The organism is Streptomyces sp. NPDC090798 (assembly GCF_044768965.1).
GTDB lineage: Bacteria > Actinomycetota > Actinomycetes > Streptomycetales > Streptomycetaceae > Streptomyces.
This window is the reverse complement of sequence record NZ_JBIVXA010000009.1, coordinates 356,608-373,010: the sequence shown is the minus strand read 5'-3', so window position 1 is coordinate 373,010 and position 16,403 is coordinate 356,608. Positions and strand designations below refer to the sequence as shown.

Here is a 16,403-nt window from a genome sequence, read left to right as displayed (position 1 = left end):
CCATGTGTCCAGGCCGTCACTCCGCCACCGCCACCCGCCGCTTCCTCCGCCGCGCGTCCCGCACCGCCACCGCCACCCCGCTGAGCCCCGCCAGCAAGACCGCCGCCCCCACAGCCACATACGTAGCCAGTCGTGCGTTCCGTTCGTCCGGGGTTTCGCCCAGTTGCAGCTTTGCCGGGGTCGGGGCCTCGGCCTTCGAGAGACCCTCATGAGGGTCGGGGGATTCGATGGGGTGGTCGTCCTCCGTCAGGGCTCGGACCGGGTCGACCACGCCCCAGCCGACCAGGCGGTCGTGGCCCGCCACCGAGCGTTCCGCGGTCTGTTCGATCTGGGCCACGATCTGCTGTTGGGTCCAGTCGTGGTGCTTCGCCTTGATCAGAGCGGCGACTCCGGCGACGTACGGGGCCGAGAAACTGGTGCCGTTGTCGGAGCAGTGGCCACCCTTGGGGACGGTGGAGATCATGTCCACGCCGGGGGCCGCCACGTCCACGAAATCGCCGGACTGCGAGAAGGAGGCGCGTTCGTTGTTGCGGTCCGAGGCGGCGACCGCCAGGACGCCGGGGTACGAGGCCGGGTAGGTGTCCTTGTCGTTGCCGCCCAGGCCGTCGTTGCCCGCCGACGCGACGACCACGACGCCGGCGGCAAGCGCCTCGTCCACCGCCCGTTTCAGGTCCGGGGCCGGTTCCACCGCGTTCGAGGTGTCCTGGGAGATGTTGATGACGTTGGCCTTGGCCCGGATCGCGTCCCGGATCGCCGTGGCGAGCGTTTCCGCCGTGCCGTGGCCCTCGGCGTCGTTCTGCTGGATGGGGATGATCGTCGCCTCGGGAGCCAGGCCCACGAATCCGGTGCCGGAGATGGGCCGGGCCGCGATGATGCCCGCCACGCGGGTGCCATGGCCGACCGTGTCCGTCGTGCCGTTCTCCTTGCCCCGTGCGATCGGGTCTCCGTTGTCGTCCTTCAGTTTCTTCGGGAGGAGGTTGAGACCGGCCGCCGTGTCCACGGCGCGGGTGAGCTGCGGGTTCTTCACGTCCACGCCCGTGTCGATCACAGCAACCCGTACACCCTTACCCTTTGACTGGCTCCACAGTTCGTCCAGCAGGACGCGTTGCAGCGCCCAAGGGCGGCCCGCGTACTTCTTGTTCGGGAAGGTGCACTGGTCCGTGGACGTGTCCGCGGCCGCGAGCGGTGCGAGGGCGACGGTGGCAGTGGAAGCGAGCAGCGTCGCGGCCATGACGACCACGGTACGAAGAGGCCTTGCGGCCGGTGCGTACGACATGGACTCCCCCTTACGAGCCCTGCGGCTGGCGTGCCGCCGATGTCGACAGGCGGGGGCCGGTGGGCAGGAACTGGGACCAGGCAGCCGGGATGGGCGCCGGGTCCACGTCGGAGTAGCCCAGGCTGATCTGGGCCAGGTGGGCCTCCTGCTCGAGTTGCTTGCGCTCCTTGGCCGTGGTGCCGACGCCCGGGGCGTTCGTGGCGCTGTCGTCGTTGGACTGCATCGCATAGCGCAGGCCGGTGTCGGTGACCAGGAAGACACCGCCCGCCGTCGTCTCCTCGCCCTGGAACTGGCGGTAAAGCTGACCGGAGCCAGGAGTGACGTACGCGCTGGAGGAACCGGTCGGGAGGGTGGCCGGGAAATCCGTGGCCGCCCAAGTGCTGAGCGTCGTCCCGCCCTTGCCCTTGTCGACGTCGCGCAGGACGTTGCACACGGTGTTGCGGTGCCCGTCCGTTGCGTCCGCCTCGTTGACGGGAACAGGCATGCGGCTCGGCCAGGTGTGGTCCGTGGCGAACCCGGCCGTGCTGGGCACGAAGGCTCCGGCGCTGACGTCGAGAGCCTTGCCGGCCTGGCCGAGGCCGACCAGGTCGCTGCTGTTCAGAAGCAGCTTGGCGGTGAAGTCCGAGACAGGAGCCACCTTTCCCCGCTCGACGACGTAGTACTGCTCGGTCGCGCCGTTGGGCGCCTTGAGTACCATGCCGACCTTGTTCGCCGCGGCGGACAGGCTGCCCTGGACACCCGCGGCGGTGCCGATCTGCCCCTCGACCTTCGGGAAGGTGACGGGGTCGCCCGTGTGCAGGGTCTCCAACCACTCCTTGGACACCCGCTGTGGTTCGCGGCCGGAGCCGACGAGCGTGCGCAGCAGCAACTCGTCGTTCTTGTCCACCTCGTACGACGTGCCGCTCGCGTCGACGATGTAGCGGGTCTTGTCCGGGCCCACGACGTACAGCAGTTCGCCGCCCCCCAGCTTCTGCTTGCTTCCCTCGGTCTTGTCCATGTCGCGTGAGGCCAGGACGAACGCGGCCTTCTGGATGGACCTGCCGCCCGCGCTCGGGCGTTCGCAGACGGCCCAGCGCTTCGCGGAGCCGGCCTCGGAGGCGGCGGGAAGCCGGTCGGGAGCGTAGGGGATGCCGATGGTGACCCCGCGCGGGATGGTGCCCCTGTCGAGGATGGACTCGTCGACGGTGACGACGTCGCCCTTGCCCGTCTTGAGGAGGAGCTTCGCGGACGCCATGTTGAGGACCGGGTGCAGTTGGACCTTGCCGTCGGTCTTGAGGACCACGTAACGGGTGGTGGACTTGCTGGCGATGATCACCTTCTCGCCAACGGCGTTCCAGCCCTGCGGGGCAGTCGGTTTGAACATCCCCCACGCCCCGAACGCGGCCATGATGATCACGCCGACGAGGGTGCCCGGCAGCACCGCCCGCAACGGGCGCGGCGCCCCTTCCTCCGAACCGTCGGGAGACGACTGGACGAAGGACGCGAGCATGCGTCGCTTCGCGAAGGTGTAGGCGTTGAGCTGGTCCCGCCGAGATGCCATGTGTGCCTGTTTCTCCCCGTGTATCGCCTGGCGGCGCTCGGGGGTACAACGTCCCCCGCCCTCCGTTGTCAGACCGGCCCCCTACTATGCCTGGTAAGGGATCGGTCTTGTGGAGCGGGTAGGGTATCGGGGCCTTCAAGGGCCCTGTGTGGTGGCGTTGTTCCAATGAGTTGTGAGGAAAACGGGGGGATGCAGTGATGGCTTCCGGAACGCGGTTCCGGTCGCGTGACCGGTCGCGGGAGCAGGGCTCCTCGGCACCCCGGTCGCAGCGGTCCGCGGCACCCGCGAGGGCTCAGGGACAGACGGGGGCGCTGCATCTCAAGGTGCGTCCCGGGCAGTCGGGGTCGTTCCGGTTGCAACGGATCGTTCTGTTGGAAATCGCCGCCGCCGCGCTGCTCGTCGGATGGATCGTCGGTCCGTTCGCGCTGATGCCTGCCGCTGTCGTCGCGGTCGCACTCGTCCTCCTCGCCTTCGTACGGCGCCGGGGCCGCTCGTTGCCCGAATGGCTCGCCACGGCACGGGCGTTGCGGGCGCGCCAGCGGCGCGCGGCGAGTACGCCGATACCGCCCGGGACGGAGCCCGGTCTCGCCCCGGCCGTGGAGTGCGATCCGGGCCTGCGGACCTCCGCGTACAGCGCGCAGGACCGGCGACCCGTCGGCGTGATCGGGGACGGTACGTTCGTGACCGCCGTCCTTCAGGTGGAGGCCGACGCGACCGCGCTGCGCGCCGAGCGGAGCCGCCAGCCGCTCCCCCTGGGGCTGGTGCGGGACACGCTGGACGTGGACGACATCCACCTGGAGTCGGCGCAGATCGTGCTGCACACACAGCCCGCGCCCGCGCTGCACCTGCCGCAGCAGTCCGTGGCCGTCAGCAACTACGCACCGCTCCAGGAGCAGACCGGGGCGCCCGCCGTGCGCATCACCTGGATCGCGTTGAAGCTCGATCCGGAGCTGTGCCCGGAGGCGGTGGCCGCGCGCGGGGGTGGACTCGTCGGCGCGCAGAAGTGCGTCGTGCGCGCCGCGGACCACCTCGCGAGTCGGCTCACGGGGGCGGGCTTTCGTACCACGGTGCTCAATGAGGAGGAGTTGACGGCCGCGGTGGCGACCTCGGCGTGTGCCAACCCTCTGGTGACGGCCGAGGCGGGACGCACCGACCTGCCCGCGCGGCGGACCGAGGAGTCCGGCCGCAGCTGGCGCTGCGACAACCGCAGACACACGACGTACTGGGTGCGACGCTGGCCCCAACTGGGCGGCGGCGGGCCTTCCCTGCCGCAACTCGTCGCGCTGCTCACGGCCGTGCCCGCGCTGGCCACCACTTTCAGCCTGACGCTGCGGCGCGGAGAGCGCCAAGAAGTGTCGGTGTGCGGGCACATGCGGGTGACCGGCCGCAGCGACGACGAACTGGTCGCGGCGCGCCGCTCGTTGGAGCACGCCGCCCGCCAGGCCGGCACGGGGCTGGCCCGGCTCGATCGCGAGCAGCTGCCCGGTGTGCTCGCCACGCTGCCTCTCGGGGGTGTTCGCTGATGGCCATGACCACAGGTGGAGCCACCGCCTCGGGGGCGTACGGGAACGGGAACTCGGGTGGGTTCGGGGCTTCGGGGCCGTACGGGGCCTCAGGGGATCCGGGAGCTCGTGGAGCTTCGGGGGCCGGATCGGCCGGCTCCCCCAACTCGGTCGCGGAGCGGGGGCGTGGGCGTCTGCGCAGCGGGTTCGGGCTGATCGGGCCTCGGCACGGGCGGCACTCGCTGTCCGTGGAGCAGGTCGACTCGCTCGCGCTGCCCATCGGGGACGACGGGGTCGTCATCGGGGTGGACGCCGAGGGGCAGCCCGCCGTGCTGGGCCTCAACCGGCCGACGCCGTACGACGTCGTCCTGATCGGCGGCCTCTGGACCGCGCAGGTGCTCGCGCTGAGAGCGGCGGCCACGGGGGCGCGCGTGGCCGTGGAGACGGGACGGGCGCCGGCCTGGATGCAGATGGTGCACGCCATGGGCGGCGGGCAGAACGGCATGAGCGTGCACGACGTGGGGCGGGTTCCGCCGCAGGGCTCCTCGGCCGGCAACCCGGTGCTGGTGGTGCGAGACTGCGGGATGCGGCCGCCGCGCGGGCGTGTGGTCTCCGGCCCCTGGCAGTCGGTGCTGACGCTGTTGCCCTATCTCAGCCCGGTGGCCCCCCGGTTGCTGCGGCAGGCGCGGCTCGTCGGCGTGCAGCGGGTCTCACCGGACGAAGCCGCCGAAATAGGGCGGGCGTTGGCGCTGCCCCGAGGCGATGTGGACTCACTGCCCACGCTCGCCGACGGGGTCACGCTCTGGTGCGCGGACCGCGACCGGCAGTACGTGATGACTCAGCCCACGGACGCCGAGACCGGATTGTTCGGTACGCCGCGCAGGATGGACTGACCGAGCGTCCCCGAGCGTCGCCGACTCAACACCGGTCCACAATTGGACCTTTGGGAACGATTTCCCCCTTGTCGTGCCCGGCTTGTTCACCACGATTGCCCGTTTTGTTCACTCGCTTGATGCGTGCGTACGCCGCTTCTGGGCAAGGTGTGACGGAGCGGACCCGTGCGGAGGGGCGGACGGGCCTGCCGTCGTGGCGCTCGTGGTGATTAGGCTGGGACCGGGCGCGACCCGTATCCCTCGACCCACCCGTCGACGGACCCGCCCGCGCTTCGCACGAAGAGACGCGAAGTCAGACGCGAAGCGAACGGTCGCGTCAGCACGGCATTGAGGGTGCTTGACCACACCAGGAGGAATTGTGAACAGCGATCGGGACGGGATCCGCGGGGGCTGGGCCACACCCGGCGATGACCAGTCCGACGCGGAGTCCGCCGTCGAGGCGACGGGCGAGTTCACCATCGACTACGCGCCGCCCGCCTGGTACACGCAGAACGCGTCGGGCCATTCGGCCCAGGCCTCGCAGACTCCGCCTCCCCCCGCTCCGCCCGCGCCGTCCGCTGCGCCGGTGTCGTTCGACCCGGCCGTACCGGTTCCTCCGGCGGCGCCCGTTGCCCCGGCCGTGCCGGTGTCTGCGGACGTGCCCGCGTCCGGACCGCAGCCCGCCTGGACGCCGCCGACCGTGGCGGCCGACGAGTCGGGTCTCGGGAACGGTGACATCGAAAGCGGCGCGACCATGCGGTTCTCCGCCGCCGCGCTCAAGCGGGAGTTCGCGGAGCGGGAGGCCGCGGCCCGAGCCGCCGAGGAAACGTCCGCCGGCCCTGCCGCGGACACTGCTGTCGCCGAGGGCGCGCCCGTCGGTGACGGACCGGACGGCGAGGACACGACCGGCGGTGACTTCGAGCTGAGCGCGCCCGCCGTGCCGGCCGGGGAGCAGCAGTCCGCCGATGCCTCCGGTGAGGCCGCGGCAGGCGGGGCGGCGCCCTCGCCGACTGAAGGCGCCAACGCGGGCACCAGCGAGCACGTCGGCGCCGGCGCCGCTCCTGTGGGCGACGACTCCGACAACAGCCCCGTGGGCGACGGCTCCGACTCCGCCGCGGGACACGGGCAGGAGTCCACGGACGCCGCGACCGACGTGACGGACGAGACCGGTGGCGAAGACGGCCCGCACGGTGAGGTCGAGGCCTCGGAGGTTCCGGCCGACGCGGGTGACAACGACTCCGAGGACGCCGCAGCCATAACCTCAGCCTCAGCCTCAGCTGATGGTGGCTTCAAGGAGCCCGCGAGTGCCTCTGACGGCGACGTCGAGGGCGCCGAGGGCGCCGCCGACGCGGAGGGCGAACGGCCCGTAGCCGCCGCGACGGCGGAGACCGCGCCTCAGGACTCCACTCCTGAGGCTCCCGTATCCCAGGACGCGGCGGCGCAGGAAGCCGATGTCTTCGACGACTGGCCCCAGGACATCGCGCCGGACACCTCGCCGGACGCCGGGACCCACGTATCGCAGGACGCGCAGGCGGCCGCACCCGCCTGGACTCCCCCGCCCCCGCCGATGCCGCAGAGCGGACTGCCGCCGCTACCGCCCGCCTACCAGCCCGCCGCCCCGGCCCCGGCGGCCCAGTGGCCCTCGCCCCAGCCGGTCGTGCCACCGCAGCCCGGGCCCCCGCAGCAGCCGCAACCGACGGCCGCGCAAGGGCAGGCACCCGTCCCGCCGCAGTCCACCGCCGCGCAGGGACAGCCGCCCCTGCCGCCCCAGCAGGGTGGCTACGGCTTCCCCCCTCAGCAGCCCCAGCAGCCTCAGCAGCAGCCCCACCCGGGACCGCCGCCCGCCCAGCCGTCGGTGCCGCCGCAACCGCCGGTGGCCCAACCGCAGCCGCCGTTCCAGCCGCAGGCTCCGCAGCCCGCGCCCGCCGCCTGGCATCCGCAGGGGCCGCCGCCCGCGCCGGGCCCCGTGGCCCCTCCGGCCGCCGACGCTCCCGTACCCGCGCCGCCCGCGCCGCAGGACGGTTACGGCTTCCCGCACCCCGGGATCCCGGCTCCCGCCGCGCCCAACCCCCCGGCCCCGCCGACCGGTTACGGGTTCCCGCAGCCCAGTGCGCCCGTCCCGCCCCAGCCGGGAGCGCAGCAGAGCGGCTACGGGTTCCCGCAGACGAGCGCCCCCGCTCCCCAGCCGATCCCGCCGCAGGCCAACGCGCCACAGACCAACGCACCGCAGGCCAACCCGCCCCAGCCCCCCGTACCGCAGGCCCCCGGCCCGCAGTCGGGCTACGGCTTCCCGCAGCCCCCGGCTCCGAACGCCCCCCAGCAGAGCGGCTACGGCTTCCCGCAGCAGCCCCACCCGGGACCGCAGCCGCAGCCCCAGCCGCCGGTGGACCCCCGTACCGGAGCCGCCTGGCCGCAGCCCATCCAGCACGACCAGCGTCAGCCCACCAACCCGGCCGTCGCCCCGCTCGGGTACACGGCCGCGGTGGAGTTGTCCTCCGACCGACTGCTCAACAACAAGAAGCAGAAGGCCAAGAGCGGTCGCCCCTCAGGCGGCTCCTCGCGGTTCAAGCTCGGTGGGAAGAAGGAAGAGGCCGAGCGGCAGCGGAAGTTGGAGCTGATCCGGACGCCGGTGCTGTCGTGCTACCGGATCGCCGTCATCAGCCTCAAGGGCGGTGTCGGCAAGACGACGACCACCACCGCGCTCGGCTCCACGCTCGCCACCGAGCGACAGGACAAGATCCTCGCGATCGACGCCAACCCGGACGCGGGCACGCTCGGGCGCCGGGTGCGCCGCGAGACCGGGGCCACCATCCGTGACCTGGTGCAGGCGATCCCGTACCTCAACTCGTACATGGACATCCGGCGGTTCACCTCGCAGGCCGCCTCCGGTCTGGAGATCATCGCCAACGACGTCGACCCGGCCGTCTCCACGACCTTCAACGACGAGGACTACCGGCGCGCGATAGACGTGCTGGGCAAGCAGTACCCGATCATCCTGACCGACTCGGGCACCGGACTGCTGTACAGCGCCATGCGCGGTGTGCTCGACCTCGCCGACCAGCTCATCATCATCTCGACGCCGTCCGTCGACGGTGCGAGCAGTGCCAGTACGACCCTGGACTGGCTGTCGGCGCACGGGTACGCGGACCTGGTGTCGCGGTCCCTCACCGTCATCTCCGGTGTGCGCGAGACCGGGAAGATGATCAAGGTGGAGGACATCGTCAGCCACTTCGAGACGCGCTGCCGCGGTGTCGTGGTCGTGCCCTTCGACGAGCATCTCGCCGCAGGTGCCGAGGTCGACCTCGACATGATGCGGCCCAAGGTGCGTGAGGCGTACTTCAACCTCTCCGCGATGGTCGCCGAGGACATCGTGCGCCACCAGCAGTCGCACGGCCTGTGGACGAACGACGGCAACCCACCGCCGGTGGCCGCCCCGCCGATGCCGGGTCAGTACCCCTACCCGCAGGGCCAGGGAGCGCCGATTCCCGGGCAGCAGCCCCTTCCCCAGCAGCCGGGCCAGCCGTACGCGGCGCCTCCGCAGCCCGGCCAGCCCTATCCGGGGGCTCCGCAGCCGGGCCCGCAGTTCCAGCCCGGTCAGCCGGGCCAGCCCGGTCAGCCCTATCCGCCGTACCAGGGCCAGCCGCCTCAGACCCCTCCCCCGCCCGCACCCCCACAGCAGTAACCGGACATCAGTAACCCGATCGGGCCCTTCAGGGGCACCGTTTCTCGCCGAGGCCCGCGCCCTTCCTCCAGGACGCGGGCCTTCGCGTGTCCAGGCACGAAACAGGGCGTCACCCCCTGGCCAGGAGGGCTTCACCGGTCTGAACCAATGAGCGAAAAATCCGCGCCAACTCGTTATTTCCGCAGGCCACACGGGGTCCACGCGCCGTTGACGCGCCGAGACCGCCGCTGATAGACACACACATCAATCCCGCCGGCGTCCCCCGATCACCCTGATCCAGTAGGTCAACCAGCCATCCCTGTGCGAGCGATGACGCGAGGTCACCGACCCATGAACAGACACGATCAGCCCAACAGAGGACGTCTGCGCCCCCGGCTCCTCGCCGCCGCAGCCGCCGCCGCGCTCACCCTCACCGCCGGTCTCGCGACCCCGCTCAACCCGGCCCCGCAACAGGCCCAGGCCAAGGGGAGCCAGCAGGCCACGGAGAGCAAGAAGGAAGGCAAGAAGGTCCTCACCGTCGCGGTCGCGCAGAGCGTCGACTCGCTGAGCCCCTTCCTGGCCTCGCGCCTGCTCAGTACGAGCATCCACCGGCTCATGTACGAGTACCTGACCAACTACGACCCCGCGGACAACCACACCGTCCCGGGCCTGGCCACCAAGTGGGAGCCGTCCGCCGACAAGCTCACCTGGACCTACACGATCCGCTCGAACTCCAAGTGGTCGGACGGCCGGCAGGCCACCGCCGAGGACGCGGCGTGGACGTTCAACAAGATGATGACGGATCAGGGCGCGGCCACCGCCAACGGAAGCTTCGTCACCAACTTCAGGAAGGTCACCGCGCCGAGCCCCACCCAGCTCGTCATCGAGCTGAAGAAGCCGCAGGCCACGATGGGTGCGCTCGACGTGCCGATCGTCCCCCAGCACATCTGGGAGAAGGTCAAGGACTTCTCGAAGTTCAACAACGACCAGAGCTTCCCGATCGTCGGCAACGGGCCGTTCGTCCTGACCGACTACAAGGCCGACAGCTACGTGCGGCTGAAGCCGAACAAGACCTTCTGGCGCGGCGCCCCCAAGTTCGACGAGCTGGTCTTCAAGTACTTCAAGGACCAGGACGCCGCGGTGGCCGCCCTGCGCAAGGGCGAGGTCTCCTTCGTCGCGGGCTCCCCCGCGCTGACCCCCGCCCAGGCGGCGTCCCTCAAGGGCGAGCCGAACATCAAGGTCAACGACGCTCCGGGCCGTCGCTTCTACGCCCTCGCCACCAACCCCGGCGCCCAGTCCAAGGACGGCAAGCACTTCGGTGACGGCGCCGAGTCGCTGCTGAACCAAAAGGTGCGCCAGGCGCTCTTCATGGCGATCGACCGGAAGACCATCATCGACAAGGTCTTCCAGGGCCACGCCGTCGAGGGCGCGGGATACATCCCGCCGCGCTTCTCCACGTACTACTGGAAGCCGTCGGCGAGCCAGGAGCTCGCGTACGACCCGGCCAAGGCGGCCCAGCTCCTCGACACGGCGGGCTACAAGAAGAACGCCGACGGCAAGCGCGTCGAGAAGAACGGCAAGCCGATCAACTACCGGATCCTCTGTCACGCCACCGACCCGAACGACAAGGCGGTCGGGCAGTACGTGAAGGAATGGTTCGGCAAGCTCGGCATCGGCGTCACCCTCAACTGCCTCGACAACGTGACCGACCCCTGGCTGGCCGGCAAGTACGACCTGGCCTTCGACGGCTGGTCCGTCAACCCGGACCCCGACTTCGTGCTGTCCATCCACACCTGCGGGGCGCTGCCCGCCACCCCCAAGGACACGGGCGCGACGGACAACTTCATCTGCGACAAGAAGTTCGACGAGCTGTACGACCAGCAGCTCGCCGAATACGACACCGCCAAGCGGGCGGACATCGTCAAACAGATGGAGTCGCGGCTCTACGACACCGGGTACATGAACGTCATGGCGTACCCGAACGCGGTCGAGGCCTACCGCACCGACCAGATCAAGTCGATCGAGACGATGCCCAGGGCCGCGGGCAACATCTACGGCCAGGACGGCTACTGGAGCTGGTGGTCTGCGGTTCCGGCCGACGCCTCCGGTGCGTCCTCCGACGGTTCGAGCTCGACGGGCGTCATCATCGGCATCGTCGCGGGCGTCGTCGTTCTCGTGGGCGTCGGGGCGTTCTTCGCGATGCGACGCCGCGCCACGGCCGAGGACCGCGAGTAGACCTCCCCGTCCCCCGTTCCCCCGCCCCCGACACGCGTCTCCCGTCACCCACGGGGCACCCCATGAACGTACGAGCGAATGAGTAGTTCATGACCGCTGAGGCAACACCCTCGCTGGTCGAGGCGACCGACGGTCCGGCTCAGGCCGGGCCGTCGGTCCGCGGGCCACGGGCGCGCACCACCACCGCGTATCTACGGTATGTGGCGGGCAAGTTGGGCGGCGCCGCCGTTTCGCTGCTGGCCGTCCTCGTCACCAGCTTCTTCCTCTTCCGGCTCATCCCCGGCGATCCGGTGAAGTACATGACGGGCGGCCGTCAGGTCTCCGCCGGGCAACTCGCCCACTACCGCGAGGAGTTCGGGCTCGACCTGCCGCTGTGGCAGCAGTTCACCGACTACTGCGGCAAGGCGCTCACCGGCGACCTGGGCACCTCGTACCAGTTCCGGGCCCCCGTCATCGACAAGATCTCCGAAGCGCTGCCGAACACCCTCCTGCTCACCGGCACGGCGTTCGTGCTGTACACCGCGCTCGGCATCTTCCTCGGCACCCGCTCCGCCTGGCGGAGCGGAGGCACGAGCGACCGCCTCAACACCGGTCTGGCCCTGACGCTGTACTCGATCCCGTCCTTCTGGCTCGGTCTGCTGCTCATCATCGTCTTCTCGGTGGGCATGGGCCCGATCCCGGGCCTGTTCCCGACCGGCGGCATGGAGTCGGGGGGCAAGGAGGGCTTCGCCTACGTCCTCGACGTCGCCCACCATCTGATCCTGCCGGTGGTGACGCTGGTCGCCGTCGAGTACGGGCAGACCCTGCTGGTCACCCGCTCGGCGCTGCTCGACGAGATGGGCAGCGACTATCTGACGACGGCGCGTGCGAAGGGCCTGCGGGACGATCTCGTCCGCCGCCGGCATGCCGTGCCGAACGCGCTGCTGCCGACCGTCACCCTCATCTTCATCAACCTCGGCCGGACGGTCGCGGGAGTGATCCTCGTCGAGACCGTCTTCTCCTGGCCGGGCCTGGGCGGGCTCTTCTACCAGGCGCTGAGCGTGCCCGATCTGCCGCTGGTCCAGGGGCTGTTCTTCGTCTTCGCCTCGGCGGTGATCGTGATGAACACCCTGGCCGATCTGATCTATCCGCTGCTGGACCCACGGGTGGGCCGATGACAACCGAATCCACGGCGGCCGAGACCGCCGCCGCGACCACGGCGAAGGGCCCGCGCACCCTCGCCCGGCAGCGCCGCCGCCACTCCGCCGCCCGCTTCTGGCGGCAGTACCGCACCCACCGGGCGGGCGTCTTCGGACTGGCCGCCCTCGCCCTCTTCGCGCTGATCGCCCTGACCGCGCCGCTGACCGTCGGCTCCGACGTGCAGAGCGTGACCGACGCGCCGGGCGGCCCGATGGAGAGCCCCAGTACCCGATTCCCGCTCGGAACCGACCAGTTCGGGCGCAATCTGCTCGGGCTCGTGGTGTGGGGTGCCCGGGTCTCGCTGCTCGTCGGGCTGCTCGCGGCCGTGCTCTCCGTCGCGATCGGCGCGCTCATCGGGATCACCGCGGGCCACTTCCGCGGCTGGTACGCGACCGTCATCATGCGGATCACGGACTGGTTCCTGGTGATGCCGACGCTGGTGCTCGCGATCGCGCTGATGACCGTGATGTCGCGTTCGATCGGCACGATCATCCTGGCGATCGGCGTCACGACCTGGCCGACGACGGCCCGCCTGGTGCGGGCGCAGACCCTCGCCGTGGAGTCGCGGCCCTACATCGAGCGGGCGAAGGCACTCGGCGGCGGCCACTGGCACATCATGTCCCGGCACGTGCTGCCCAATGTGATGCCGCTGGTGCTGGCACAGACCACCCTGATCATCTCCTCCGCGATCCTCGCCGAGGCGACCCTCGCCTTCCTCGGTCTCGGCGATCCGACGGTCGTGTCCTGGGGCGGGCTGCTCCAGGACGCACGGGAGGCGGGCGCGGTCAGCGCGGGCAAGTGGTGGTACCTGGTGCCGCCGGGGGTCGCGATCGCGGTGGTGGCGCTGGCGTTCACGCTGTGCGGACGCGCGGTCGAGTCGGTCCTCAACCCCAAGCTGGGGGTGACCCGATGAGCACTCCGGTGAAGCGGCGTCTGCTGGAGGTCAGGAACCTCGAGGTGACGTACGCGGGCGGGGCTGCCGCGGTGCGCGGCGTGGACCTCTCCCTCGACGCGGGCCAGAAGCTCGGTATCGCGGGCGAGTCCGGCTGCGGCAAGTCCACGCTGGCGCTCGCGCTGCTGCGGCTGCTGCCCACGGGCACCCGTACGAGCGGGGAGATCCTGCTCGACGGCGAGGACGTGCTGACCATGAAGTGGGGGCGGGTACGGGCGGTCCGGTGGGCGGGCGCCTCGATCGTCTTCCAGGGCGCAATGCACTCCCTCAACGCCGTGCACCGCATCGGCGACCAGATCGCCGAGCCGATCGTGCTCCACAAGAAGGCGACCCCGGCGGGCGCGAAGACGAAGGCCGGCGAACTGCTGGAGCACGTGGGTCTGCCCGCCGCCCGCGCGAACGCCTACCCGCACGAGCTGTCCGGCGGGCAGCGCCAACGCGTCATGATCGCCATGGCCCTGGCCTGCGACCCCCGGCTCGTCATCGCCGACGAACCGACCACCGCCCTCGACGTGATGATCCAGGCCCAGATCCTGCGCCTGATCGAACAGCTCGTCGCCGAGCAGGAGTTGGGCCTGATCATGATCAGCCACGACCTCGCCGTGCTGGCCGACACCTGCGACCGGCTCGCGGTGATGTACGCGGGCCGTGTCGTCGAGGAGGGCCCGGCCCGGCAGGTGTACGAGGCGGCCCGGCACCCGTACGGCAAGGCGCTGTCGGCGGCGTTCCCGCGCATCGGCGACGCCGCCTCGCGGTTCGCGCCGCGCGGACTGCCGGGCGATCCACCGGACCCGTCGGCGCTGCCGTCCGGTTGTACGTTCCACCCCCGGTGTGCGGTGGCTCTGGACAGCTGTGCGACCGAGGATCAGGCACTGCGGGAGGCGGGTGCGGGGCGGTGGGCCGCCTGTGTGCACGCCGGCGCGACCGTCCCCGAGCCGGGCACCCCGGCGGAAGAAGCCAGGAGCAGCGCCCCATGACCACCACCCCTGTGACCTCGCCCCCCGTGACCGCGGCTCCCCTGCTCCGGGCCGAGGGCCTGCACATCGCCTTCCCCGGACGTCACGGCGCGGCTCGCGCGCGTGCCGTCGACGGGGTCGACCTCGACATCCGCCCCGGCGAGATCGTCGCCCTGGTAGGCGAGTCGGGCTGTGGCAAGACGACACTGGCCCGCTCCCTGCTCGGTCTGGTCCCGCCGACGGACGGCCGCGTCACCTTCGACGGCAGGCCGCTCGACTACTCCGCACGCGCCCTCAAGGCCTACCGCAAGCGCGTCCAGCTGGTCCTGCAGGATCCCAGCGGCTCGCTCAACCCCCGGCACACGGTGTACGACGCGGTGGCCGAGGGACTGCGCATCCACAGGTACGGCGGCGACGAGCGGGCGGCGGTCGCCGAAGCCCTCTCCCGGGCCGGTCTGCGCCCGCCGGAGCGCTTCTTCCTGCGCTACCCGCACGAGCTGTCCGGCGGCCAGCGCCAGCGCGTCGTCATCGCGGGCGCGCTGGTCCTGGAGCCCGAACTCATCGTCGCCGACGAGCCGGTGGCCTCCCTCGACGCGTCGGTACGGGGCGAGATCCTCGCCCTGCTCCTGCGGCTGCGCACCGAACTCGGCCTGTCCGCCCTGGTGGTGACCCACGACCTGGGGCTGGCGTGGAACATCGCCGACCGGGTCGCGGTGATGTACCTGGGCCGGATCGTGGAGACGGGCGAGGTGGAGAAGGTCCTCACCGCGCCCCGGCATCCGTACACCCAGGCCCTGTTGTCCGTCCTGCCGGAAGCCCCGGGCGACCCGGTGGTCCTCACCGGCGAACCCCCGGACCCCTCCCGCATCCCCGCCGGCTGCCGCTTCCACGCACGCTGCCAGATCCTGGCGAGCGGAGAGGCCGAACGGGCGGGCGTCGCGGACGCGTGCCGGGGCGAGGACCTGGAGGTACTGAACGGCAGCGGCGAGGCACAGGTGGCGTGCCACTGGGCGCGGCTCGGTACGTGAAGCCAGGTGGCGTGCGGCTGGGCAGTCAGGCAGTCAGTACGTGAAGCAGGTGGCGTACCGCTGGGCCCTCAGTACGTGAAAAGGGGCGCCCGGTGCCTTTGAAGCACCGGCGCCCCTGCCCCGTACGACGAGTCACTCCCCGTCGTACGCCTCGATCAGCTCGCGCGAGCGCTTCACATCGTCGGCGATGGCTTCCAGCAGCGCCTCGATGGAGTCGAACTTGGCCATGCCGCGGACGTAGGCGAGGAAGTCGACGGCGACGTGCAGGCCGTACAGGTCGAGGCCGACGCGGTCGATGGCGTACGCCTCCACCGTGCGCTCGGTGCCGTCGAACTGCGGGTTCGTGCCGACGGAGATCGCGGCGGGCATCGCCTCGCCCCCGACGTGCAGCCAGCCGGCGTAGACACCGTCGGCGGGGATCGCGGTGTGCGGGAGGGTCTCGACGTTGGCGGTGGGGAAGCCGAGCTCGCGGCCGCGCTGGGCGCCGCGGACGACGATCCCCTCTACGCGGTGCGGGCGGCCCAGGATCTCGCGCGCGCCCTCGACATCGCCCTCGGCGACCAGCCGCCGGGTCAGGGTCGAGGAGAAGGGCTCGCCGCCCCCGGCGGAACCACTCACGTACAGCTCCACCACCTCGACGTCGAAGTCGTACGTCTTGCCCTGTTCGCGCAGGAAATCGACATTGCCGGCGGCCTTGTGGCCGAAACGGAAGTTCGGGCCCTCGACGACGGCCTTGGCGTGCAGCTTGTCGACGAGGACCTTCACCACGAAGTCGGCGGGCGACAGCTTCGAGAACTCGGTGGTGAAGGGGAGGATGAGCAGCGCGTCCACACCCAGCTCGGCGCACAGCTCGGCGCGGCGGTGGTGCGGGGCGAGCAGCGGAGGGTGGCTGCCGGGGCGCACGACCTCGCTCGGGTGCGGGTCGAAGGTCACCATGACGGAGGGAACGCCCAGCTCACGGGCGCGGTCCACGGCATGCTTGATGATCAGCTGGTGTCCGCGGTGCACCCCGTCGTAGGAACCGATGGTGACGACGCTGCGCCCCCAGTCCTCGGGGATGTCCTCCAAGCCACGCCAGCGCTGCACTGTGACCGCTCCTTGTCGAACCCGTGTCCGTGATTGCCTCATTCGCAGCTCTAAGGGTGCCATGCCGAGTGCGCTCGGTTCGCATCGGCATCGGGGTGTGACGCATCGCGCACGGT

Annotated in this window: 11 protein-coding genes; 8 read left to right on the top strand and 3 right to left on the bottom strand. The window is 71.0% G+C overall.

Annotated features, from left to right (window positions below; all coding sequences use genetic code 11):
- Positions 1-16 precede the first annotated feature (16 nt).
- Complete coding sequence (gene mycP, locus ACIQTP_RS22035) at positions 17-1,231, bottom strand: type VII secretion-associated serine protease mycosin (protein WP_403401969.1); 1,215 nt, start codon at positions 1,229-1,231, stop codon at positions 17-19.
- Positions 1,232-1,286: 55 nt separating this feature from the next.
- Entirely contained in the window at positions 1,287-2,816 is a 1,530-nt protein-coding gene (gene eccB / locus ACIQTP_RS22030) for a type VII secretion protein EccB (RefSeq protein WP_403401967.1), read from the bottom strand.
- A gap of 197 nt (positions 2,817-3,013) precedes the next feature.
- Between eccB and eccE the strand changes: the two genes are divergently transcribed.
- The 8 genes from eccE to ACIQTP_RS21990 all read left to right on the top strand — a co-directional run bounded on the left by eccE (position 3,014) and on the right by ACIQTP_RS21990 (position 15,201).
- Positions 3,014-4,339: a type VII secretion protein EccE gene (gene eccE, locus ACIQTP_RS22025; protein WP_403401965.1), complete on the top strand. Its 1,326-nt coding sequence runs from the start codon at positions 3,014-3,016 to the stop codon at positions 4,337-4,339.
- 5 nt (positions 4,340-4,344) lie between these two features.
- Positions 4,345-5,211 carry a hypothetical protein gene (locus ACIQTP_RS22020; RefSeq protein ID WP_403401963.1) on the top strand — a complete coding sequence of 289 codons (867 nt, stop codon included), beginning with the start codon at positions 4,345-4,347 and terminating at the stop codon, positions 5,209-5,211.
- Between the two features lie 358 nt (positions 5,212-5,569).
- Positions 5,570-8,872, top strand: a complete 3,303-nt coding sequence (locus ACIQTP_RS22015; protein WP_403401961.1) for an SCO5717 family growth-regulating ATPase — start codon at positions 5,570-5,572, stop codon at positions 8,870-8,872.
- 330 nt (positions 8,873-9,202) lie between these two features.
- Positions 9,203-11,086, top strand: coding sequence for an ABC transporter substrate-binding protein (locus tag ACIQTP_RS22010; RefSeq protein WP_403401959.1), 1,884 nt, complete (start codon positions 9,203-9,205; stop codon positions 11,084-11,086).
- Positions 11,087-11,175: 89 nt separating this feature from the next.
- Positions 11,176-12,243: an ABC transporter permease gene (locus ACIQTP_RS22005; protein ID WP_179436423.1), complete on the top strand. Its 1,068-nt coding sequence runs from the start codon at positions 11,176-11,178 to the stop codon at positions 12,241-12,243.
- The gene (locus ACIQTP_RS22000) at positions 12,240-13,178 is read left to right on the top strand and encodes an ABC transporter permease (protein WP_403401958.1); all 939 of its coding nucleotides are present in this window, start codon (positions 12,240-12,242) and stop codon (positions 13,176-13,178) included. Before ACIQTP_RS22005 ends, ACIQTP_RS22000 begins: the two co-directional genes overlap by 4 nt.
- The gene (locus ACIQTP_RS21995; RefSeq protein WP_403401956.1) at positions 13,175-14,194 is read left to right on the top strand and encodes an ABC transporter ATP-binding protein; all 1,020 of its coding nucleotides are present in this window, start codon (positions 13,175-13,177) and stop codon (positions 14,192-14,194) included. Before ACIQTP_RS22000 ends, ACIQTP_RS21995 begins: the two co-directional genes overlap by 4 nt.
- Positions 14,191-15,201, top strand: a complete 1,011-nt coding sequence (locus ACIQTP_RS21990; protein WP_402049829.1) for an ABC transporter ATP-binding protein — start codon at positions 14,191-14,193, stop codon at positions 15,199-15,201. The genes ACIQTP_RS21995 and ACIQTP_RS21990 overlap by 4 nt, the downstream gene beginning before the upstream one ends.
- A 132-nt stretch (positions 15,202-15,333) precedes the next feature.
- On the opposite strand, the gene ACIQTP_RS21985 is transcribed toward ACIQTP_RS21990, so the two are convergent.
- Positions 15,334-16,287: a bifunctional riboflavin kinase/FAD synthetase gene (locus ACIQTP_RS21985; RefSeq protein ID WP_402049826.1), complete on the bottom strand. Its 954-nt coding sequence runs from the start codon at positions 16,285-16,287 to the stop codon at positions 15,334-15,336.
- Positions 16,288-16,403 lie beyond the last annotated feature (116 nt).